Source organism: Actinoplanes xinjiangensis, from assembly GCF_003148685.1.
Classification (GTDB): Bacteria; Actinomycetota; Actinomycetes; order Mycobacteriales; family Micromonosporaceae; genus Actinoplanes; species Actinoplanes xinjiangensis.
Window position 1 is genome coordinate 46,945 of sequence record NZ_QGGR01000040.1, and the last position, 21,919, is coordinate 68,863.

At 69.0% G+C, this 21,919-nt stretch carries 16 protein-coding genes; 11 read left to right on the forward strand and 5 right to left on the reverse strand.

Features of this window, described 5'->3' with window-relative positions:
• Positions 1 to 34: 34 nt before the first annotated feature.
• Entirely contained in the window at positions 35 to 1,279 is a 1,245-nt protein-coding gene (locus BC793_RS44630) for a low temperature requirement protein A (protein ID WP_203896623.1), read from the reverse strand.
• A gap of 187 nt (positions 1,280 to 1,466) precedes the next feature.
• Here BC793_RS44630 and BC793_RS44635 point away from each other — a divergent pair, with 187 nt between their 5' ends.
• The 4 genes from BC793_RS44635 (at position 1,467) to BC793_RS44650 (ending at position 5,930) form a co-directional block, all read left to right on the forward strand.
• A complete protein-coding gene (locus BC793_RS44635; RefSeq protein WP_109602705.1) occupies positions 1,467 to 2,534 on the forward strand; it encodes a DUF2855 family protein in 1,068 nt (355 codons plus the stop codon).
• A 156-nt stretch (positions 2,535 to 2,690) separates the two neighbouring features.
• On the forward strand, positions 2,691 to 4,271 hold the full coding sequence (locus BC793_RS44640) for a cellulase family glycosylhydrolase (protein ID WP_109602706.1): 1,581 nt from the start codon (positions 2,691 to 2,693) through the stop codon (positions 4,269 to 4,271).
• A gap of 85 nt (positions 4,272 to 4,356) precedes the next feature.
• Positions 4,357 to 5,187: a carbon-nitrogen hydrolase family protein gene (locus BC793_RS44645; RefSeq protein ID WP_158319558.1), complete on the forward strand. Its 831-nt coding sequence runs from the start codon at positions 4,357 to 4,359 to the stop codon at positions 5,185 to 5,187.
• The gene (locus BC793_RS44650; protein ID WP_239170675.1) at positions 5,184 to 5,930 is read left to right on the forward strand and encodes a L,D-transpeptidase family protein; all 747 of its coding nucleotides are present in this window, start codon (positions 5,184 to 5,186) and stop codon (positions 5,928 to 5,930) included. Before BC793_RS44645 ends, BC793_RS44650 begins: the two co-directional genes overlap by 4 nt.
• 69 nt (positions 5,931 to 5,999) lie before the next feature.
• Here BC793_RS44650 and BC793_RS44655 read toward each other — a convergent pair whose 3' ends face one another.
• Entirely contained in the window at positions 6,000 to 7,043 is a 1,044-nt protein-coding gene (locus BC793_RS44655) for a glycoside hydrolase family 26 protein (RefSeq protein ID WP_239170676.1), read from the reverse strand.
• A gap of 349 nt (positions 7,044 to 7,392) precedes the next feature.
• Between BC793_RS44655 and BC793_RS44660 the strand changes: the two genes are divergently transcribed.
• Entirely contained in the window at positions 7,393 to 8,049 is a 657-nt protein-coding gene (locus tag BC793_RS44660) for a hypothetical protein (RefSeq protein WP_109602708.1), read from the forward strand.
• Positions 8,050 to 8,197: 148 nt separating this feature from the next.
• Here the strand turns inward: BC793_RS44660 and BC793_RS44665 are convergent, their stop codons facing one another.
• Positions 8,198 to 9,184, reverse strand: a complete 987-nt coding sequence (locus BC793_RS44665) for an ATP-dependent DNA ligase (RefSeq protein ID WP_109602709.1) — start codon at positions 9,182 to 9,184, stop codon at positions 8,198 to 8,200.
• A gap of 490 nt (positions 9,185 to 9,674) precedes the next feature.
• On the opposite strand from BC793_RS44665, the gene BC793_RS44670 reads away from it, so the two are divergent.
• From BC793_RS44670 to BC793_RS52600, 3 genes are all read left to right on the forward strand, one after another.
• Complete coding sequence (locus BC793_RS44670; protein ID WP_239170677.1) at positions 9,675 to 11,441, forward strand: glycosyltransferase family 2 protein; 1,767 nt, start codon at positions 9,675 to 9,677, stop codon at positions 11,439 to 11,441.
• A 63-nt stretch (positions 11,442 to 11,504) separates the two neighbouring features.
• Positions 11,505 to 12,284 (forward strand): efflux RND transporter periplasmic adaptor subunit, encoded by a 780-nt coding sequence (locus tag BC793_RS44675; RefSeq protein WP_109602711.1) that lies wholly within the window; start codon positions 11,505 to 11,507, stop codon positions 12,282 to 12,284.
• Between the two features lie 17 nt (positions 12,285 to 12,301).
• On the forward strand, positions 12,302 to 14,419 hold the full coding sequence (locus BC793_RS52600; RefSeq protein ID WP_109602724.1) for a glycosyl hydrolase: 2,118 nt from the start codon (positions 12,302 to 12,304) through the stop codon (positions 14,417 to 14,419).
• A 146-nt stretch (positions 14,420 to 14,565) separates the two neighbouring features.
• Here BC793_RS52600 and BC793_RS44685 read toward each other — a convergent pair whose 3' ends face one another.
• A complete protein-coding gene (locus tag BC793_RS44685; RefSeq protein ID WP_109602712.1) occupies positions 14,566 to 18,438 on the reverse strand; it encodes a ThuA domain-containing protein in 3,873 nt (1,290 codons plus the stop codon).
• A 679-nt stretch (positions 18,439 to 19,117) separates the two neighbouring features.
• Here BC793_RS44685 and BC793_RS44690 point away from each other — a divergent pair.
• Positions 19,118 to 19,450 carry an NsdA family TPR-like regulatory protein gene (locus BC793_RS44690; RefSeq protein WP_146246748.1) on the forward strand — a complete coding sequence of 111 codons (333 nt, stop codon included), beginning with the start codon at positions 19,118 to 19,120 and terminating at the stop codon, positions 19,448 to 19,450.
• Here the strand turns inward: BC793_RS44690 and BC793_RS44695 are convergent.
• Positions 19,447 to 20,013: an NUDIX hydrolase gene (locus tag BC793_RS44695; RefSeq protein WP_373871321.1), complete on the reverse strand. Its 567-nt coding sequence runs from the start codon at positions 20,011 to 20,013 to the stop codon at positions 19,447 to 19,449. The genes BC793_RS44690 and BC793_RS44695 overlap by 4 nt on opposite strands.
• Before the next feature lie 587 nt (positions 20,014 to 20,600).
• Here BC793_RS44695 and BC793_RS50880 point away from each other — a divergent pair.
• Together BC793_RS50880 and BC793_RS50885 are read left to right on the forward strand one after the other, a co-directional pair.
• On the forward strand, positions 20,601 to 21,287 hold the full coding sequence (locus BC793_RS50880; RefSeq protein ID WP_203896624.1) for a hypothetical protein: 687 nt from the start codon (positions 20,601 to 20,603) through the stop codon (positions 21,285 to 21,287).
• Between the two features lie 24 nt (positions 21,288 to 21,311).
• A complete protein-coding gene (locus BC793_RS50885) occupies positions 21,312 to 21,521 on the forward strand; it encodes a helix-turn-helix domain-containing protein (protein WP_203896625.1) in 210 nt (69 codons plus the stop codon).
• Positions 21,522 to 21,919: the final 398 nt, after the last annotated feature.

The following is a 21,919-nucleotide window of genomic DNA, read 5'->3' on the forward strand; positions in this document are numbered from 1 at the left end:
GGGGCACACCCTAACCCGGCGGTGGCCCGGCCCGTCATCTGTTCGCGGGCGCAGCGGCTCCACTGTGTCCGGTCGGCTGCGCCGGCCGGCGCAGCCGGGTCTCGAGGGTGACCGCCACGACGGTGATGACCGCGACGACGGCGAGGGTGACCAGGGCGGGCAGCGCCGTGCCCAGCACAGCGACCGGGGCGACCAGCAGGGCCGCCACCGGCAGGGCCGGGTCGAGGCGGCCGGTGGTACGCCACCGGAAGGCCGCCTGGGCGAGCAGGTGCATGACGATGCCGCCGACCAGGGCGATCAGGGCGACACCCTTCAGGGGATCGGTCAGCGCGTGCGCCTGCTCGTCGCCGACGTACTCGAGGGTCTTCTTCAGGCCCAGGGCGAGCAGCACGATCCCGGCGACCAGCGGCAGATGCAGGAAGCTGTAGGCATCGCGGGCCAGGCCGGCACGCTGCTGCCCGGTGACCGCGGCCAGGGCGTGCTCGCCGGCGGCCGCGCTGATCCCGAAATAGGCCCACCAGAGCCCGCCGGCCAGCGCCAGGCCGAGGGTGGAGGCCACCACGATCGGCCAGGAGATCGGCAGGCGGGCGACGCCGACACCGATCGCCACGATCGACTCGCCCAGGGCGATGATGACGATCAGGCCGTGCCGTTCGGCGAAGTGACCGGCGGACCGGATCCGCCAGCCCCGTGCCCCGCCGAAGTAGGTTCCGGCGTAGTCGACGGCCAGGGCGGCCACCCACAGCCAGGTCCGGGTCGCGCCCTCGGCCGCGCCGGCGGCCAGCAGCAGCGCCGTTCCGCCCAGCATGGCGGGGGTGAACCGCAGCAGCTGGCCACGGAGGCCGGCGTCGCCGCGCGACGAGACGTAGAACAGCAGCAGGTGCAGGGCACGGAAGGCGAAGTAGCAGACGGCCACGACGACGGGACCGGACAGGCCGCCGGGGGCGTCGTCGAAGGCCTCGGGGATGGTCAGGGCGAGGACGAACATCACCGCCATGGCCGCGAACATGCCGAACCGTGCAATGCCCTGGTCGGCCTGGACCAGGTTGGCCAGCCACGCGTACCCGGTCCAGCTCCACCACAGCAGGGCGACCAGGAGCAGCCCCCTGAGCAGGCCGACGCCGCTGAGCTGGGCGGCCATCGTGGCGGTGACCTGCGTCAGCGCGAAGACGAACACCAGGTCGAAGAAGAGTTCCAGCGGCGAGACGGCACCGGCTTCGGTCCGAGGTCGCACCGGTGGGTGTGCCCGGTCGCCGACGGCGTCGTGGTGCTGGCTCACTGGGCGCCTCCTGGGGTGACGGGCCGCGGTCTGCGCGGCGCCACCATGTAAGCATGTAATCACCGTCGGCGGTGTCCCTGTCACCGGCTCGTGGCGGCGGGCCGTCAGGTGTCAACACCATCACCAGTGTAATTTTGCACTCTCAGTGCACTTGTAGGCCCCCAGCAGGCGACATACGGTCTGATCCATGTCTCGACCTTGGACTTTCGCCGTCGCGCGCGACAACCTGAAGCAGACCGTCCTGGCCGACACCGAGGTGCCGGACCTCGGCGACGGCGAAGTCCTCCTGCGCGTCGACCGGGTGGGCCTCACCGCCAACAACGTGACGTACGCCGTCCTCGGCGACGCGATGCGCTACTGGGAGTTCTTTCCCCCCGAACCGCGCGGTCTCACCGCACAGTGGGGCCTGCCGCCACTGTGGGGCTTCGCCGAGGTCGCCGCGTCGGCCGTCCCGGACGTGCCGGTGGGCCGCCGGGTCTACGGCTACCTGCCGCCCGCCAGCCATCTCGTGGTGCGACCGGACCGGATCGACCACGCCGGCTTCCGCGACGCCGCCGCACACCGCGCCGAACTGCCGTCGCCCTACAACGCGTACCGGATCACCACCGGCGACGCGGTCTACCAGCCGGACGCCGAGGATCTCCTGATCCTGTACCGGCCGCTGTTCTTCACCTCGTTCATGCTCGCCGACCAGGTGATCGACAACGACTTCTACGGCGCCCGGCAGATTCTGGTCTCCTCGGCCTCCAGCAAGACCGCGTACGCCGCGGCACTGCAACTGCACGGTGCGGGGCCACGTCTGGTCGCGCTGACCTCGCCCGGCAACGTCGCGTTCACCGAGTCGCTGGGCTGCTACGACTCGGTGATCTCCTACGACGACCTGGACCGGATCACCCGGACGCCGACGGCCTATCTGGACCTCTCGGGTGCACCGAACACCCGCGCCGCCCTGCGTGAGCGGCTCGGTGACCTGCTCGTGCGGGACATCGCCGTCGGCCTGACCACCCAGGTGCCCAACGCCGCCGCGGCCGGCGAGGTGTTCTTCGCCCCGGTGCAGATGCGCAAGCGCCGCCAGGACTGGGGCCGTGACGGTCTCGAGCAGCGGTTCACCCAGGCGTGGAGGAGTTTCGCCGGCACGGTCGCCGGCTCCGTGGACGTCGTGGTCGGCAACGGGCCGGACGACCTGCGCACGACCTGGCTGACGGTCCTCGACGGGCGGGCCGCACCGCGGACGGGCCACGTCGTCCAGATGTGAGGGTTCGCCCGAAAGGCGGCACGCGGCGCCCAACGGGATAGAAGGCGGCGGATACCTTCGCGCGTGCGTCAGGCATAGTATGCGTAATCCCCTCCCCCGCCGGAGTCGCCACCCACCCCCATTGGGAGCGCTCCCGAACTCGAAGGATTCATCCCCATGTCTCGAACACGAAAAGTGCTGTCCGCGGCCGCCATGGCGGTGGTCGCCGTCGGCGGTTCGGTCGCGGTCGCGCTCCAGGCGAGCGCGGCCGCCGGCTGCCGGGTCGACTACACGGTCACCAGCCAGTGGCAGGGCGGCTTCGGCGCCGACGTGAAGATCAGCAACCTGGGCGATCCGATCACCCAGTGGAACCTGGCCTTCTCCTTCGGCACCGGCCAGAGCATCAACCAGCTGTGGAACGGCTCCTTCACCCAGTCCGGCACCGCGGTCACGGTGCGCAACGCCTCGTACAACGGGGCCATCGCCACCAACGGCAGCGCGTCGTTCGGCTTCAACGGCGCGTTCACCGGCACCAATCCCGTGCCCGGTGCGTTCACCCTCAACGGCACGGCGTGCACCGGCGGCGTGACCACCCCGAGCAGCTCACCGGCCACCTCGCCGAGTACCTCCCCCAGCGCGTCACCGAGCACGTCGCCGAGCACCGGACCGGTCACCGGCGGCGCCGCGCAGCTGGTCGCCGACATGGGCAAGGGCTGGAACCTGGGCAACCAGCTGGAAGCCAACGTCAACGGGGTGCCCAGCGAGACGGCCTGGGGCAACCCGGTCGTGACGTCGGCGCTGATCGATCGGGTGAAGGCGGCCGGGTTCAAGACGATCCGCATCCCCGTCTCCTACCTGGGCAAGATCGGGGCGGCACCGAACTACACCGTCGACACCGCCTGGCTGAACCGGATCCAGGAGGTCGTCAACCTGGCCCACGACCGCGGCCTGTACGTGCTGATCAACATGCACGGCGACGGCTACAAGTCGGTGGGCGGCGCCTGGCTCATCTGCGACGCGTCGTCGCAGACGGCGATCAGGGAGAAGTACCAGAAGGTCTGGCAGCAGGTGGCGACGAGGTTCCAGAGCTACAGCGGGCGCCTGATCTTCGAGTCGATGAACGAGAACTTCGACGGCCAGTACGGCAACCCGACCCAGCCGTGCTACTCCAACATCAACGCCTACAACCAGATCTTCGTCGACACCGTCCGGCGTACCGGCGGTACCAACGCGTCGCGGTGGCTGCTGGTGCCGGGCTGGAACACCAACATCGACCACACCGTCGGCAACGGTTTCGTGCTGCCCACCGACCAGTACCGGGCGGCCACCATCCCGAGCACCGAGCAGCGCATCATGATCTCCGTGCACTACTACGACCCGTGGGACTTCGCCGGGACCGAGGACGGCACCATCACCCAGTGGGGACCGGCCGCCACCAACCCGGCGAAGAAGTCGACCTGGGGCCAGCAGGACTTCATGGACGCGCAGCTGAAGAAGATGTACGACGCGTTCGTCGTGCGGGGCTACCCGGTCTTCGTCGGTGAGTACGGCACGATCGACAAGACCACGTTCGACTCGACGAACAACAGGTACCGGGCGGACTACGCGCGCACCCTCGTCGCCACCGCCAAGAAGTACGGCGCGGCCACCGCCTACTGGGACAACGGCTACAACGGCCAGTACGGGTTCGGCCTGTTCGACCGCAACTCCGCCACCGTGACACAGCAGGGCATCATCGACGCCATCATGAGTTCCTGACCGCCGCCCGGAGGGTGTCCACGCCGACGGCGGACACCCTCCGGGCGCACCGGGACGGACAGAGCACCACGTCGGGAGAATGAGCGTGACCGATCGGATCCGCATCGCCGTCGCGCAGACGCCGGTCACCGTCGACCCGGCCGTCAACGGCACCGCCATCCGCTCCGCGATCAGGCTGGCGGCCGACAGCGGCGCCCGCCTCGTCCACTTCGCCGAGGGCGCGCTGAGTGGCTACGCCGGCGCGGCCAAACCGCACTACGCCGGATGGCACGTCGACTGGACAGCGGTCACCCGCGAGCTGACCGCCACGATGACCCTCGCCGGTGAACTCGGCGTGTGGGTGGTCGTCGGCGGCAACCACCGTCTCACCGGCGCCCGTCGGCCCCACAACGCGCTGTGGGTGATCGACGACAACGGCGACCTGATCGACCGGTACGACAAGCGCCTGCTGTCACACGCCGAGATCACCGGCTTCTACACCCCCGGCGACCACGTCTGCACCTTCGAGGTCGACGGGTTCCGGTTCGGCTGCCTGCTCTGCATCGAGGTCAACTTCCCGGAACTGTGGCTGGAGCAGGCCGGCCTGGGCGTCGACTGCGTGCTGTTCTCCAGCTTCTCCGAGGACCCGGTCTTCGAGGTCATCGCCCGGGGGCACGCCGCCACCAACAACGTCTGGGTCAGTATGGTCGTGCCGTCCCAGTGCGCCCATGCCGCACCGTCCGCGCTGATCGGCCCGCACGGCCACGTACTGGGCCGCCTCCGCCCGGACGGCCCCGGCGTGCTCTGCATCGACCTGGACCGCACCGATCCGGATCTGGACTTCGCGCTGAACAAGGCCCGCCCGTGGCGTGCCCGGGCCCGCGCCGATTACGGGGTGCGGATCCCCGGCGGAGTCTGTCAGGATCGACACCCGTGAGACGTCTCGCGGTGGTCCTCGCGCTCCTGATGACGGCGGTCCTCGCCGCGGCCGCGCCGGCTGCCGCGGCATTGCCGGACGAACTCGCCCACGTCGGCGGCGCCCGCCAGGTGATCGTGGTGTCCGGCAACAGCTGGACGTCGACGTATGCGACGGTGCGCGCCTTCCAGCGCGGCGCGGACGGCCGGTGGCGGCAGGCGTTCGGCACGATGAAGGCCCGCACCGGGTACGGCGGCTGGAAGTGGGCGTCGAGCCGCCGTCAGGACACCGGCCAGACCCCGGCCGGAACGTTCACCCTCACCCAGGCCTTCGGGGTACGGGCGGACCCGGGAACCCGGCTGCCGTACCGCAAGGTCGACGGCAACGACTACTGGGCCGGCGACAACCGGGACGCCAGGACGTACAACCTGTTCCAGCCGTCCGCGTCGCGGACCCGCACCTGGCGTGTCTCGCAGGCCGAACGCCTCGCCGCCTTCCCGAAGCAGTATGCGCACGCCGTCGTGATCAACTTCAACACACCCTCAGGGGTACGGTGGGACGCCGCCCACGGTCAGTACGTCGCCACGAAGAAGGCCGACACCCGCCGCGGCTCGGCGATCTTCCTGCACGCCAGTGGCAGCGGCTCCACGGCCGGTTGTGTGTCGGTCGCCAGGACCGACCTGGTCCGTCTGCTGCGCTGGCTGAACCCGGCCGCCAAGCCCCGCATCGTGATGGCCCCGGCCTCGGCCATCCGCCGAGCCTGACCGTCCCCGCGCGGCCGGCCGGGCGCAAACGACTGAGCCGCCACCCGGTGGGGTGGCGGCTCAGTGGCGTCAGCGCAGCTTCACGTTGAAGATCGGGTCGGCGGCCAGCCTACGGAACGCGGCCAGGCTCGCCTTGGTGCTGTCGATGCTGATGTCCCGGTTGCCCTGGTCGTCGTTCTTGGTGTCGAAGTGCACGATCGCCTTGATCGCGGGCCGCTTGACCAGCTGCGGCAGGACACTGTTGTAAACGGCCGACTTGTCGGTGGCCCGGCCGATGCGGTGGTAGCCACCCCACTCGGCGATCATGATCGGCTTGCCGGCGTGCTTGGTGGTCGCCCACTCGTAGAAGCCGAGGCCGCCGCCCTTGGGCCTGCGGTCGAGCAGGTCACCGAAGGTGCCGAAGTGGTAGTAGCCCTTCTCGACCGAGACGTAGGAGTCCAGCCCGATCCAGTCCACCACGTCGTCGCCCGGGTAGAGGTCCTTCCACCAGGACTGCGCCATCCACTTCTCGTTGCCCATGTAGGCCATCACGTTCACCACGTTGCCGGCGCCCTGGGCGCGCAGCCGCTTGATGGTGTGCCGGTACATGGCCGCGAAGTCCTTGGCCTCCCAGCCGGAGCCCTTGCGGGCGACGACGTCGTTCTCCGGCTCGTGGTTGAGAACCAGGAAGACGTTCTTGCCGTACGCCTTGATGCGGTCGGCGAACGCGTCGATCCGCTTGTTCTGCTCACCCTTGGCGACCTTGGCCCAGTTCGAGCCGTACGCGATCTTCCAGTTCAGCAGCAGCACCCGCGGCTTGGCCGCGTCGTTGGTCATGGCGATCTCGGCCTTGGTCGGGAACGCCTCGTCGCCCTTGTGGTACGTGTGGAAGATCGTCGCGGTACGGCCGCTCAGCTTCTCCCAGTTGCGGTGCTCCAGGTCGCGGGGCTTGCTGGTGAAACCACCGGCCGCGCCGCCCCACAGCACGCCGCAGGACGGCACGAGCTTGGCGTCGGTGGTGCAGTTCTCACCGGTGCCGGCCGCCGCGGCGGCGTTCGGCGCCAGAACGGTGGTGACACCCGCGATTACGGCGGTCAGAGCTGTCAGGAACATCGGCAGCTTGGCGCGTCGCAAAAATCTCTCCCCCTGTTGTCCGGCCTCGTGTCGGCCGGGCATGTGAAAGAGATTCCAGGTCGGCGGTTGCCCGTCGAGTACCCGTACCGGTGCCGCCCGGTAGCGGGATCACAGGCCCCGGGGCGAACGACTCGCCACGGATGATCGGCGCCCGAAGACGCGACTTGATGAACAGCGGTCAGAAGGACGCCGGCCGCTGCCGCTGCGAGTTCCTGCGGTGGCAGACATCCCGTAGGCCGCCGGTCAAGCAGTCGGCTTGATTCGGCGCAGGCAGCCGAACCCACGCGACCGGCCCGAGGTTCTCCGGGAATATCCCTTCCGCCGATCGGACCGCACATAGCGTCGGGGAATGTCCAAGACTCTCGCCATCCACGGTGTCGCCGCCGCACTGGTCGCTGCCCTGTCCGCCGTCCCCGCCACCGCGGCTCCCGCTGGGCCACCCGACCTCGAGCGCCTCAGGGCCGCGCTCCTGGCTGAGCCGAAGATGCCGGACGGCTACCGCATCGAGCTGATACCCCTGATCCCCGAGGAAACGAAGATCTACGGCTACTGGGACGAGTGCGCCTACGACCGGGGGGAGCCTTCCCCTGAGGCGGTCGCGGTGAGCGCCTTCCCGTTGAGCATCACCAAAGGCGACGCGTACATCAAGCTGTGGGTCGGTGTGCCCGGGTCGTACTTCGCCCGCGAGGAGGCCAGGAAGCTGGCAGATTGGCCCACGAAGTGCCCGGAGTTCACCATCGACATGGCCGAGGTCGACCACCGGATAACTCGGCTGCCCATGCCGGCCGTCGGAGACGCCTCCGCCGCAATCATCGATCATTGGAGCGTCCTGACGGACCAGGGCACCCTCGGCGAAGGCCGCAACTTGGAGGCGGCGGTCGCCGTCGGCGACATTGCCATGACGTTCGAGTCGAGCCCTACGGAGGACGACGACGAGATCGCGACGGACGCCGAGTTCGTGACCATCGTCGTTGCCGCAACGCAGAGGCTGGCCGCGATCAAATGACCTCGCAGGCGTAGACCTCACCGTGTGGGTGCCCCAGATCCCGCCGTTGTCGGCGACCGGGGGCGCCGTCATCGGTGAGCATTTCCTGCGGTAGCGCTTGGCGACCCCGTACAGGCCAACGAGCCCGTGATGACGGCCGGCGCGATCGTCAGCTCCGCCGAGGGAGGACGGAATGGATTCGCAACGACGCCGGCACGTCGGCAGCTGTGAGATCACCGCGCAGTCGCTCGAACCGGACGGGATGCCTCCAGCGGCCGGATTCCCAGGCTTCGTCGACCGAGATGTCGACCACCTGCACGGGTTCGACGGGTAGGTAGCCCTGCGGTTCGCGTTTGTCGAACCGGCCGGTCCAGGCGGCCGGCAACGGATTGCGCCAGGGGTGGTCGGTGGCCGCGGTCAGGACGCCGGCGATCTCGGCCCGCTGGCCGGCCGACAGCGGAACGGTGCGCCCGACGTAGTGCAGAACCTGCCGATCGGTGTATCGCCCGAGTAGCAGCACCACCGGGTTGGCGAGAGTTCCCAGCACTCCCCCCACGAGCGCCTTCGTGACAGTCCTTCGCTTCCACTTCCACCAGCCAGGCAATGCTGCGCCGTACGTGCTGGTCAGGTCCTTGATGACCAGGCCTTCGCAGCCCGCCGCGTGGTAGGTGTCGAACCAGTCCCGGGCTTCGTCCGGGTCTCGCGTGGCCGGGCACAGCGCCAGACCGGGCGGGTTGCCGGCGAGGAGTTCCTCCAGCAGGAGCCGGCGCTCGATCAGGGGCCGGTCGAGCAGTTCGTGGCCGTCGAACTCGAGCAGGTCGAAGACGACGTAGGAGGCGGGACGGGCATGTGCTTCGGCTTGTATGTCCCGGCCGGCCGTCACCCGGCGTTGCAACGCGGGGAAGCAGGTGCGGCCGGCATCGGGGTCCCAGATCACGATCTCCCCGTCCAAGACCACGTCAGGCAGTAGCGCGGCGTCCAGGTTCGCCACCACGTCCGGGTACAGGTGCGTGAGGTCCCGTAGCTGGCGCGACTGCAAGTAGATCCGGCTCCCGCGGACGAACGCGAGACAGCGCCAGCCGTCGTTCTTGACCTCGAACTGCACGGTGCCCCGGGCACGCGTGTCGAGCAGGTCTCGTACGGGCACAGCGCGCATGGGTTCAAGAGGTGGCGTGAGCAGCGGTTTCCCCGTCCAGGAGCAATCGCCTGGACGGTAAGCGACAGGCTCAGCCACTCGCAGTCAAACGAGCAACTGCTCACGCTTCAGCCGCACGCCTCCGTCTACACCAGTACCGGACATAGCCGCCTGCGGCCCGTAGGCGCCGCTGTCCTGGACAGGTCGCTGACGTTCCCGCAAGGCTCATTCATTAATGGAATGTTTCCATTACTTGGCGCGCACGATCAAGGCATAAGCGGTGAACCCGAAACCGGACGGGAGGATCACCCTCCGAGGGATCGAGGCCGCTCGTTTCAGCGACGTTTCGATGGCATTGATAGGACCCACCACCCCCCTGAGGGGCCATGTGACCTCACCCACTGGCCACCATTTCATAGTGAAATAAAGGAGACCGAAAGGTCACCGGAAATTAACGCACCCAGATGCTTAACCGCAGCTCACGGGCAGGGTAAAAGAATCAAGGCAGATCATGAACCAGCCTGCGAGGCGGCGATTTTATGAATTTGTAACCCGTGCCGAATATAAACGTTCGGCGCGATGGGTCGCGCGTCGGCAGATGTTCCTGTTCCCTGGTCTAGGGCACCGAATCCACGGTGCTGGATATCGAGGGCTTTCGGGAGCATCCATGACGGCACCGCCAGTTCCGCCCGCCCGGGCAGCTCGCCTGGCATGGCGGCCGCTGCAGCGTTCGACGCGCGTAGCCATCATCGCGGCGCTCGCGGCGACGCTGTTCTATCAGCTGTTCCTGCTCAACCCGGCGTACCGCGGGCCCGGCTGGCTCTGGTTCGCCATGCTGGCTGCCGAAGGCCTGACCGCTCTCCACCTGATCGGCACGTGGTGGACCATCCTGGCTCACGACGACCGGCCCGAACCGGTGGACGCCACCGTCTGGCGCAACCGGCTGCGGGCCGGCTCGGACGTGCCGTCCATCGACGTCTTCATCACCGCATACGGCGAGGAGCCGGCGCTGGTCCGGCGCACCATGATCGCGGCCCGCGACATGGACCTGCCCCACCGGACGTTCCTGCTCGACGACGGCGACAGCGACGAGCTGCGCGAGATCGCGGACCAGGTGGGCATCGACTATCTGCGCCGCCCGGGCGGCGCGCATGCGAAGGCCGGCAACGTCAATGCCGGGCTGGCCCGCACCAACGGTGAGTTCGTGGTCATCTTCGACGCCGACCATGTGCCCGAGCCGAGTTTCCTGCTCAGCATCCTGCCGCACTTCCACGACCCGGACGTGGCATTCGTCCAGTCCCCCCAGTTCTACACGAACAACGTGAATCTGGTCGCCACCGGCTCCGGTGAAGCGCAGCGCATCTTCTACGAGCTTGTCTGCCCGGGCAAGAACCACTTCAACGCCGCCTTCTGCGTCGGTACGAACGTGATGTTCCGGCGGGCCGCGCTGGACAACATCGGCGGCATCTGGACGGGCAGCAACTCCGAGGACATCTGGACGTCGATCGAGCTGCACAAGCGCGGCTGGAAGTCCATCTACGTCCCGCAGGTGCTGGCTCGCGGGCTGGCCCCCCAGGATGTCCCGTCGTATCTGAAGCAGCAGTTGCGCTGGGCGAGCGGTGGTTTCGAGGTGCTGCTACGCGGGCGGCTGTTCAAGCGCGGCATCGGCCTGACCATCGACCAGCGACTGCAGTACCTGTTCTGCGGTACGCACTACCTGCTGTCCATGGCGATGTTGACCTTCATGCTCTTCCCGGCGCTCTACCTCCTCTTCGCGCTGAGCCCGATTCGCGCCGACGGCCTCGCTTGGGCGACCCACTACCTGCCGTTCCAGGCGGCCGTGCTGCTGGTCACCTGGCTGCAGTCGGGCGGGTTCAAGCTTTCGGCGATCGTGGCCAGCATCGGCGCGACGCCGGTACATCTGCGAGCGCTCGGCGGTGTGCTGCTCGGCCGCCCGGCGAAGTGGAAGGCCACCAACGCCGGCGGCGACGGCACCCGGTCGCTGTGGGCGGTCATGCCCCTGTTCGCGCTGTTGGTTCTGAACGTCACCGCCATCGTGGTCGGTGTGCTCGTGATGGCCGATCCCGGGCCGACCTGGCTGTCCGTCGGCTGGGCGTCCATGATCGTTCTGATCCTCGGCCGGATGATCCTCGAGTCGATCACCGGCGGCCGGCTCCGGCAGGGCGCGAAGCCGCCTGCCGGAGCGCCGGAAGCCCCGCACCCGCCCGCCGGCGAACAGACCGCCACCCGGCCGCGGCACGTCACGGCAACCGCCTGACCTCGGTTCCGCCCATCCCCATCCGCCGCCTGACCCGGTTCACACCGCCGAGAGGGTACGACCATGAGCGCCACGATCGACAATGTCAGAACCTACGACAACGACTCGACCAGAGTCATTGAGCGCACCGCACCGGCGGCCCCGCCCCCGAAGCGCCGAGGACGCAGTGCGCTGCGCGTCGCGCGTACCAGCCTGGTAGTGCTGATCCTGCTGGCGGCGGCCGGCGCGGGCGGCACCCACATCGTGCGGCAGCGCCTCGCCGAACGGAACATGGTGGATGCCGGCACGGCCGTGCTCATCGCGCAGCCGATCACCGTCGGTTCGGCCGACGCCGCCGTCGTCACCGACATGCTGACCACCGAGCGGACCAGCGTCACCGCCGGCGCGGTCCTGGCCACCATCACCCTCACCGCGGAGGGGGACGGTGACACGCGACGGGTGCAGAAACTGCAGGCTCCCGCCGCGGGCATCATTACCAAGATCAACGTCGCTCCCGGGCAGATCGCCCGCGCCGGTGAGCCGATCGTCACCCTGTACGACCCGGCCAAGGTCGCCTTCGCGGTCGACGTGCCGCTCGAGAAGCTGCGCCAGTTCCGGCTCGGGATGACCGCCTACGTGACGGGCCCCGGCCTGCCCGGCCGGATAACCGCGACGCTGGAGAAGGTCGAGCCGAAGGTCGATGCCGGGCGGCAGGCGGGCGCTGAGGACGAGTTGACCGTCGTGCTGCGGCCGGACCCGGCGGCCCGTGCGACCGTGCGGACGCTGGTGCCGGGGCTGCAGTTCGCCGTGGTCGTCGACACCACCACGGCCGTCGGCAGCACCCCCGCCGTGAACAGCGCATGAACCGCCGGATCCGGGCCATGACCGCGATTGCGGCGCTCACCGCGCTGACGGCGTGCACCTCCACACCGGACACCGCGCCGCCGGGCCGGGTTCCGACCGCGCCGCCGCAGAATGCCGGAACGGTCATGGAGGACGCCGCCGCGTCACCGCTCACCGTTCCGGTGGTGACCGGCAGCGGAAGCATCGCCGAGAAGCTGCCGGCCGGCTCCGCCCCGGCCAAGCCCCCCACACAGGCCGGCGACCTCACGGGCCAGGCGGTGCCGACCAACCAGTGGTGGAGCTCCGCCCTGACCGGGCCCCGTACCCAGCCGATCTGGACCCACCCGCTGGCCGTGCAGGCCGCTGCCGGCGGCCTGCAGATCAGTGGCGGGTCGCTCACCGCCTCCGCGAACGCCGTCATCACCCCGTTCCTGCCCGCCCTCACCGTCGGCACGGCCACCGGCGCGGTGACCGTCGTGAGCTACGGCGCCTTCCATGTCGTCCTGCGGGTCGGTCTCGCCGGCGGCGGCCGGGTCGATGTCACCCTCGCGCAGGGCAGCCCGGTGGTGTGGCTGCGCTTCGACGGGGCGGCGCCCACCCTGAACGGCACCTTCCGCGACGTCGGTAGCTCGCCCACCCGGGCCCGGCTCGACATCGCGGGTGGCCGCTGGGACGTTCTCGGCACCGGCCTGACGCAGACCGGGACCACCATCACCGGGTCGGGCGGGCAACTCGCCGTTGCCCGGGTCCCGGCCGGCGCCGACCGGGCGAGCTGGGAACAGGCCAGCACCGGCGATCCGATCGTGCAGACCACGGCCACCACGGCGTACGACGCCGCGGCCGGGACGGTCACTCAGACGCTCACCGCACGCCGGGCCGCCGGCGGAGCCGGAGCGTGGGCCCTGCTGCCGCACCACCAGGCCGGCCTGGTCGCCGGGCCGGCGCCGCTGGCGGGCTCCTACCCGGACGCACGGGGGACGATGTCGCTGGTGACGGCCGGCGCGGTGCGGGTCAGGACCTCGATGCCCGGCCTGCTCACCGCGGTGCCGAAGGTATCGCTGAGCGAGGCGGCGACCAGAGCCGTGCTGGCCGACCTGGACCGTGACCTGGCCGATCCGCCCGGCGCGGGAGGCAGTTACTTCGGGCTCAAGGAACTCGGCCGGCTGTCCACCGTCGCCGAGGTCGCGGCCGCCTCCGGGGCAGACACCCAGCGCACGGCGGCTCTCGACAGGTTGCGGCCGCAACTCGTCGACTGGCTGACCTACACGGGACCGTCCGACGGACGTTACTTCGGCTACGACCCGACCTGGGGTGGGCTGATAGCCGTCCCGGCCGAGTTCGGCGCACAGGACTACAACGATCATCACTTCCAGTACGGCTACCTGGTCCGCGCCGCAGCGGTGCTGGCAACGGCCGATCCCACCTTCGCGCGTGATTACGGCGACGTGGTCGACCTCATCGTCCGCGACTACGCCGGTTCACTGGCGATCGGCCCCGCGAGCGGACTACCGCCGTTCCGGGCCTTCAACGCCTATCTGGGCAGTTCGGCCGCCTCCGGGTTCGCCCCCTTCGCGGACGGCAACAACCAGGAGTCGTCCAGCGAAGCGGTGGCGGCCTGGGAGGCCGTGGTCCGCTGGGGAGCCGTCCGCGACAACACGGAGATGACCGGGTACGGCATCGCCCACTACGCCCTGGAGGCGGCAACGGCCCGGATGTACTGGCTCGGCGAAGGGTTGACCCGCGAGGCCGGATACGCGCACACCACCGCGGGCATCGTGTGGGACGCCAAGATCGACTATGCGACCTGGTTCGACCCCAAGCCGGAGTCCGTCCTCGGCATCCAGTTGCTGCCGTTGACCGCCGGTGCGTTCTACCGCGGTCCGTCGGCCGCCCGCCAGAAGGAACTGGGTGACAAGCCGACGGTCTGGGGCGACCTCTTCGCCGCCGACCTCGCCCTGTCCGACCCGGAGGCCGCCCGGCGCCGACTCGACGCGGGGGTTTCCCGAGAGGAGAGCACCAGCCGGGCGATGGTCCGCTACTGGGTCGAGGCCCTGGCCGTACTGGGACCTCCCCAGCCGAAAACCGCCGCGCCGGTGGGGTCGCTGGCGTTCGGGCCCGCGGACGCTCCGCGCATCCTTCGGGCGTCTGGAGGCTGAGGCGGTCGCCGACCATTCACCCTGTTGAGCCGCGTTGGGCGGACTCTGCCAAACGCCGTGGCGGGTCGGTGCAGCGATGGCCGGGACAGACGGGGGCGCGGGGACCGTCGAAGGTCCCCGCGCCCTGTCGTGCGCGGCCTACCCGATCAGCTGTAGACCTCGAACTCGAACAACGAGTATCCCCAGGCCGTGGCGCGAGCCGTACTGTTGATCCGCAGATACCGGCCGGTTGCGGCCAGCGCGGTGTTGTCGTCCACGCCACCGTCGCCACCGGTGACCGTCCGGACCGTGGTCCAGGTCGTCCCGTTGGCCGACGTCTGGATCTGGTACCCCGAGCCGTACGCCCCCTCCCAGGTCAACTTGACCCGATTGATCGGGTACGACTGACCGAGATCCACCTGGATCCACTGCGGGTCGGCGAAGGCACTCGCCCACCTGGTGGTCAGCGAACCGTCCACCGCGGCCGAGGCCGGGTAGGCGACCGCCTCCGTGCTCGACGCCGTCACCGGCTTGTTCAGCGCGAGGTTGCCCGCGGGCGGCTGTACGACGCCGCCACCGTAGACCTCGAACTCGAACAGTGAGTAGCCCCAGGCGGTGGCCCGGGCCGTACCGTTGATCCGCACGTAGCGCCCCGTGGCGGCCAGCGCGGTGTTGTCGTCCACCCCACCGTCGCCACCGGTGACCGTCCGGACCGTGGTCCAGGTCGTCCCGTTGGCCGACGTCTGGATCTGGTAGCCCGAGCCGTAGGCCGCCTCCCAAGTCAACTTGACCCGGTCGATGGAGGTCGACTGACCGAGGTCCACCTGGATCCACTGCGGGTCGCCGGCGGCGCTCGCCCACCGGGTGGTCAGCGAACCGTCCACCGCGGCCGAGGCCGGGAAGGCGCCGGACTCCGTGCTCGACGCCGTCACCGGCTTGTTCAACGCCAGGTTCCCCGTCGGCGGTGTGGTGCCGCCGGAGGTGAACGTGAAGTCGTCGATGTCGAACAGCGATCCCGCGCCGCCGGTGAAAACCAGGTACAGCTCGCGCGTACCGGTCGGTGGGCTGATCGTCCCGGTGACGTCGGCCCACGTCTCCCAGCCACCGGTCGGGGCGACCTGCACCGTGCCGGCCACCGGGCCGGTCGGCGAGTCGGCCCGCACGGTCAGCGTGCCACCGACGCCGGCCGAGGCGACCCGCGCCGTGATGCCGGTGACACCGGCCAGGTTGTACGGCGTGAAGGAGATCCAGTCGCCGTTCTCGATGTAGCCGATGGCGTTGCCGCCGTGGGCGCTGGCCTTGGCGGCTACCTGGACGCCGTTCATGGTGCTGAAGTGCTCGGCCTGCCGGGTCCGCGGCTGCAGCACGTGCTGGTCCTGGACCGCGACCCCACTGACCGGGGTGTACACGGCGGCGAGCACCCCGAAGACATTCGCGCTTGCGTCGTGCTCACCGTCCACCGTGGTCTGGACCGACCCGGTGCAGCCGGTCTTGCTGGTGATCGGGTGACCGTGACTGTCGTGGCCCAGGATGTAGTTGACCACGACCCGGCTGCAGTCGATGGTGCCGGCGTTCGGATCGGTGACCCGCACCTCGAACGGCACCAGGTCCCCGTACTGGAACACCGATCCGTCAGCTGGTGCGATCAACTGGATGGACGGCCGGCCGACCCCGACGACGGTACTGGCCGTCGAGATTCTGCCGCCGGAGTCCCGTACCGTCAGCGTCGCGGTGTATTCGCCGTTCGCCGGGTAGGTGAACGTCGGGTTGGCCGCCGTGGAGTCGGTGCTGCCGTTACTGGTGAAGTCCCAGGCGTACGTGATCGGGTCGCCGTCCGGGTCGTTGCTGCCCGCCGAGCTGAACTGCACGGCCAGCGGTGCCGCACCGGAGGACGGGGTGGCGCTGATCTGTGCGATCGGTGCCCGGTTGCCGCCGCTGCTGTACTCGATCCGGTAGAGGGCCGAGTTCTCGTCGCCGCCGAACCAGGTGGTGCCGTAGTCCAGCACGTACAGGGCGCCGTCCGGCCCGAACTCCATGTCCATGATCGCGGTTCCGGACCATGGGATCGGCTCGATCGCGCCGGCCGTGCCGTTGGCGTTCAGGGTGACCGCCTTGATCCAGCGACTGGTGAACTCGCCGAGGAAGGCCTTCCCGTTGTAGGACGCCGGGAACTTCACGTCGGAGGCCAGACCTGCGTTGAAGTTGTAGACCGGACCGGCCATGGGCCCGCCCCCACCCAGCTCGGGCCGCCAGGGCCCCTGCCCGCCGTAGGGCAGCCAGGCCGCCTGTGACGGCGGCAGTCTGGTGATGCCGGTGTTGTTCCGCGAGTTGTTCGTCGGCCCACCGGCACAGTCGTACGGACCGGACGACGGCCCGCTGGGGAACGTGAACTCCTGGTAGGGGGTGTTGTAGTTGGAGCAGTACGGCCAGCCGTAGAAGCCCGGCTGGGTGATCCGCTCGAACGAGACGGTGCCCGCCGGCCCGCGCTGCGGGTCGGCCGAGCCGGCGTCGGGGCCGTAGTCACCGAGGTAGACGACCCCGGTGGCCTTGTCGACGCTCATCTTGAACGGGTTACGGAAGCCCATCGCGTACACCTCGGGCCTGGTGTTCGCCGTGCCCGGGGCGAACATGTTGCCGGCCGGGACGGTGTAGCCGCCCGTCGCACCCGGCTTGATCCGCAGGACCTTGCCGCGCAGGTCGTTGCTGTTGGCCGAGGTGCGCTGCGCGTCGTAGGCGGGGTTGCGGTCGGCCCGCTCGTCGATCGGCGCGAAACCGGCCGAGTCGAACGGGTTGGAGTCGTCACCGGTGGACAGGTACAGGTTGCCGGCGGCGTCGAAGTCGATGTCACCGCCGACGTGGCAGCACAGCCCACGGCTGGTCGGCACGTCGAGGATCGTCACCAGCGAGGCCGGGTCGATCGTGTTGTCGTCCCGCACGGTGAGCCGGGCCAGCTTGTTGACGCCGTTGAACGGGGCGAACTGCGCCGCCGTGCCGGTGGACGGAGCGTCGCCGCCCGGCGTGCTGAGCGGTGGCGCGTAGTAGACGTACACCCAGCGGTTGGTGGCGAAGTTGGGGTCGGCCTTGATGCTCTGCAGGCCCTCCTCGTCGTGGCTGTAGACCGGCAGCGTCAGGGCGACCTTGGTGTTGCCGTTGACGTCGGTGTAGCGGATGACGCCGTTGCGCGAGGTGTGCAGCACCCCCCGGTTGGGCAGGACGGTGAGGCCCATCGGCTCACCGGTCTCCGCCACGCCCTTGGCCAGGTTCACCTGGCTGAACGTCCCGCCGGGGGCCTGCACCGAGCAGTTGCCGACGTTCTGCGCGGCGTACCTGATCCCGCCGAGCAGGTGGGTGCGGAAGTGGGCCTCGGCGTAGCTCTCCTGGGTGTGGCCGAGGCCGGTGTACCAGGAGCGGCCGCCGTCGTAGGGCCGGCACCACGAGATCGGGTGGTCGCCGTTCATGGTGCCGCCGGTGAAGGTGGCCTCGTTGAGATTCGCGAGGACGTGCACCTGCGAGCGGGGATTGGTGCGGTAGTTGTACCACTCGTCGGTGCGGTTCCAGTTCACCGGAATGCCCGCGTTGGACGGGTGGGCGGTGTCCTCGATGCGGACGGTGGCCGGCTGGATCGCGGGATGGCCGGAGAAGTACGCGCCGACGACGTTGCCGTACCAGGGCCAGTCGTACTCGGTGTCGGAAGCGGCGTGCACGCCGACATAGCCGCCGCCGGCACGGACGTAGCGCTCGAACGCGGCCTGCTGGGTGGCGTTGAGCACGTCGCCGGTCGTGGACAGCCAGATGACCGCTTTGAACCTGGCCAGGTTCGTGTCGGTGAACTGGGCGGCGTCCTCCGTCGCCTCGACCGTGAAATTGTTCTGCGTGCCCAGTTGCTGGATCGCGGTGATCCCCGCGGGAATCGCGTCGTGCCGGAACCCCGCGGTCTTGCTGAAGATCAGCACCGAGAAGTCGGCCGCGGATGCCGGGGCGGCGTTGACGCCCATCCCGGCCAGTACAACAGCGACGATCAGCAGCACTCTGCGAATCATGATCGGTGGGTCACCTCTCGTGAGGAAGCAGCCGAGACGTACGCCGATCACGTCTCGAACGTGGCCGCGGCATGCGACTCCGCGGGGAGGTCCGGGGACGCACATCGCGGTGTCACGTCTGTCCCGGCGGTAGAGGGTCGTCGACACGCCGCCTCGGTGAAGGCTCGCGCGGCGCCGCGATGAGGGCGGGGCGGTGGGTCGGGGGACGTGGCGGCTGTGACGGCGAAGGGGACCTAGATCCCTGAGAGAGCGCTCTCCGCCGACGTGTGGAAAAGTTAACAGATTCGTCATCCCCCAACAACGGTTTCATCGACACCTGTGAAAATTCGACTGCCGAAGCCCGACCCGGTCGAGAAGGGCGCAGCGGTGATCCACAGTGCAGCCGGTCGAAGATGTCCTGGTCGGTGCGGGTCTCTGGATGGTCCATGGGCGGCAGACGGGGGGTACGGCACGAGCGCGAGCCATATTCACCCGTTCAGGCACCGCGACATCCGGATCTCCCGTTAGCTGGGAAGCGCTTCCCCGAGTGCCCCTGCATCCCGTCCCTCGATCCCCATCGAGGAGCCATCGTGCCGTCTTCCATCAAGACGTCCGAAGACGTTCGGCTCAGCTCGGCTGAGGGCTATGGTGTCCGGTGATGTCCGGTTCGGAGAGCCGGGATCACTGTTTCGAGTCCTTCTTGGCCGCCAAGTTCGGCCACTGCTTCACTGCCCTCGGCCGAGGCGACATCGCGACAAGGTTTGCCACCCGGTCGCTGGACGTGGACGGCCGGCAGTACGCGCGGGGACGGCAGTTCAACCTCGTCCTGCTCGCCGTGGCGCACGCGCAGAACGGCGAGCCAGAAGAAGCCGCACGGATCGGTGTCGACGCGGTCGAAGCCGCAGAGGGGCTGTACTCTTCACGCGCTCGCGACTACCTGACCGACCTCGCCGATCGTCTCTCTAAGCATGTCGGGCTACCCGCGGTGCAGGACTTCGCGGAGCGGGCCCGGCCGGTCCTGGCCAGCGCCTAAAGTTTGCCGGTCGCCTTCCGGAGCAGCAGGGCGAGCAGCCCGGAGACGGAGCCGGCGCCGGCGATGGTGCCGTTGTCGATGTGCTGCTGGATCTCGTCGAGGGGGATCCAGCCGAGGCGTTCGGCTTCGTTGATGTCCGGGGCCGCGCCGGTGAAGTCGGCGCCGCGGGCGAGGTAGACGATGTTCTCCTGATCGATCGTGCCGACCATCGGCTGAAAGCTGATCAGCTTCTCGATGCTGCGCGGCCGCCAGCCGGTCTCTTCCTCGACCTCGCGGGCCGCGCAAGTCATGGAGTCCTCGGCCGGATCGAGGTAGCCACCGGGCAGCTCCCAGACCCAGCGGTCCACGATGAACCGGTGCCGCCACATCATCAGCACACGCTCATCGTCGTCGAGCACGATGACCATCGCGGCGGCCGGGATACGCAGCACGTACTGCTCGAAGCGGACGCCGTCGGGTAGCTCCACGTCCGCGATGCTCAGCACCGCCCGCCGGGTGTCGTCGACGACACGTTCGCCATGGATGGTCCACTCACTGGCCGGTTTCGGCTCAACGCTCATCAGCGCACAGTAGCCGTACACCTTCGGCGGTTGTACTCCGACACCTGCCGCATTGGCTGACAGCGGCTGACGCCTGTCGCCTTCATTTTGAGGTCACCGGACCGCCACGCTGTGACCGAAACACCTGGTGAACAGCAGCGAAGCCCACGGCGACCATCGCACCACGCCAGCCGCCGACCCTCTTGGATCGAGACCAGGCATGCAGTCCCCGCCGCGCCAGAGCAACCTGCGGACCGGTGGGACCACCGTGACAGTGCGTCGCTGGTCGGCGTGCCGTCGGTATCACGGAAGGCAGGAAATGGCGACGACCATGAACCCCACCGCTCGCGGAGGTGAACCCCAGTGGTGATAGCGGCGACGAGCGCGCTTCTAGCGGGGTTCCTCGCAGGCCTGATCAGCTTCAAAGTCAAGAGCCGGTGGTGCCCGCACTGCGGCGCGATGACCACCGCCGACCTGCCCGCACCGGCCAACCCGCCACACACGCCGAGCGCAACGAGTTGGTCTGCGTTGCCGACGCAGTCCTACAACCAGGTCGGGCGAGTGGGAGCACTCACTCCGGCTCAGCGGCGCCGCGCGAACGGCGGCCACTGATGCTGGTCCCGAGGACACCACACCAGCCCGACCGGCCGACGTGGGATTACCTGGCCTGCGGTGAGCCGTGGCCGTGCGCGCTCGGCAAGGCCGAGTTGGCCGAACAGGGCGCAGTGCATCGCCGATCGCTGCGGCTCTACCTGGAGTCCTGCGCGATCGACATGATCGACAACCGCGCTGACGGGCATCGCGCCAGCGACTCACCCGAGCGCAAGGCCATCATCGAAGAACTGATCGCCGAGATCCGCATCATCGGCGACGAGATCATCCCCGTGTTCCGGCTGCCGCGCGACGAGCCCGTCGCGGTGGACGCGGCGACACCCGCTACGTCCACCGGCGACGGCAACGAACCGGATCCGGTTCGCGCAATGCCAAACCTGATGGGGCGGACGGGACTCGAACCCGTGACCGATCCGCGCTGTCCAGGCATGCGCCGGCAGATTGGGCGGGCCAGGATTGTCGCGGCCTCATGGGACGGGGCCCGCCGTGCCGGAGATCGCCGGTCTCCGTCCGACTGGCGAGCGAGAGGCGTTGTGCCGCTCAAGGTGTGGCTGGCAGATCCAGTACGCGTGGGGCGGCTCAGCGCCCAAGAGGGTCAGCATCTGCTGAGAATCACTCGCCGGTGGTACCGGCTTACCGATCCGATTACGGCGGGCCATGGTCGTGCTCGCGTCCGCTGGGGATAACACGGTGCCGCCATCGTCCGTCTAGTGCAGGCCAACGAGGACACGATTGGGCAGGTCATCCACCGGTTCAACGAGATGGGCATGGCCAGCCTGAACCTCGGGTGGGCGGGTGGCCGTCCCCGCCAGATCAGTAGCGATGACGAGCTGTTCATCGTCACGACGGCCAAAGCCCGCCCCGGAATCCTGGAGCGCCGTTCACCCGCTGGAGTATCCGCAAGCTCGCCAACTACCTGAATATTCAGGTCGCCGGACCCCTCACGGTCCGGCGGGAACGGCTGTGGGAGATCCTGTACCGCAACGGCATCACCTTCCAACGGACCAAGACGTGGAAGGAATCCAACGACCCCGACCGCGGCGCCAACTCGCCCGCATCGAATACGTGAGCAGCAACATAGCGCAGCGCGTGTTCGCTTTCGACGGGTTCGGGCCCTGGCCATCCGTCCTCAGGCCGGAACGGGGTGGGCTGCCGCCGGGCACCCCGATCGGCTCCCGACCAGTTACCACAAGCTGCATGGGGTCCGGCAGGTTCCACGGCTTCTATAGAGCCTGTTTCTGATCTATATAACTGGTCATCTGGTACGGGTGACAACGGTCGGCGTGGCGGCCATCGATAGCAGACGGGCTCTTGGTAA

Coding starts and splice junctions, on each gene's coding strand:
- BC793_RS44635 (WP_109602705.1), top strand. CDS start 1,467: ATGTCTCGACCTTGGACTTTCGCCGTCGCGCGCGACAACCTGAAGCAG.
- BC793_RS44640 (WP_109602706.1), top strand. CDS start 2,691: ATGTCTCGAACACGAAAAGTGCTGTCCGCGGCCGCCATGGCGGTGGTC.
- BC793_RS44660 (WP_109602708.1), top strand. CDS start 7,393: ATGTCCAAGACTCTCGCCATCCACGGTGTCGCCGCCGCACTGGTCGCT.
- BC793_RS44665 (WP_109602709.1), bottom strand. CDS start 9,184: ATGCGCGCTGTGCCCGTACGAGACCTGCTCGACACGCGTGCCCGGGGC.
- BC793_RS44670 (WP_239170677.1), top strand. CDS start 9,675: ATGAACCAGCCTGCGAGGCGGCGATTTTATGAATTTGTAACCCGTGCC.
- BC793_RS44675 (WP_109602711.1), top strand. CDS start 11,505: ATGAGCGCCACGATCGACAATGTCAGAACCTACGACAACGACTCGACC.
- BC793_RS52600 (WP_109602724.1), top strand. CDS start 12,302: ATGACCGCGATTGCGGCGCTCACCGCGCTGACGGCGTGCACCTCCACA.
- BC793_RS44685 (WP_109602712.1), bottom strand. CDS start 18,438: ATGATTCGCAGAGTGCTGCTGATCGTCGCTGTTGTACTGGCCGGGATG.
- BC793_RS50880 (WP_203896624.1), top strand. CDS start 20,601: ATGCTGGTCCCGAGGACACCACACCAGCCCGACCGGCCGACGTGGGAT.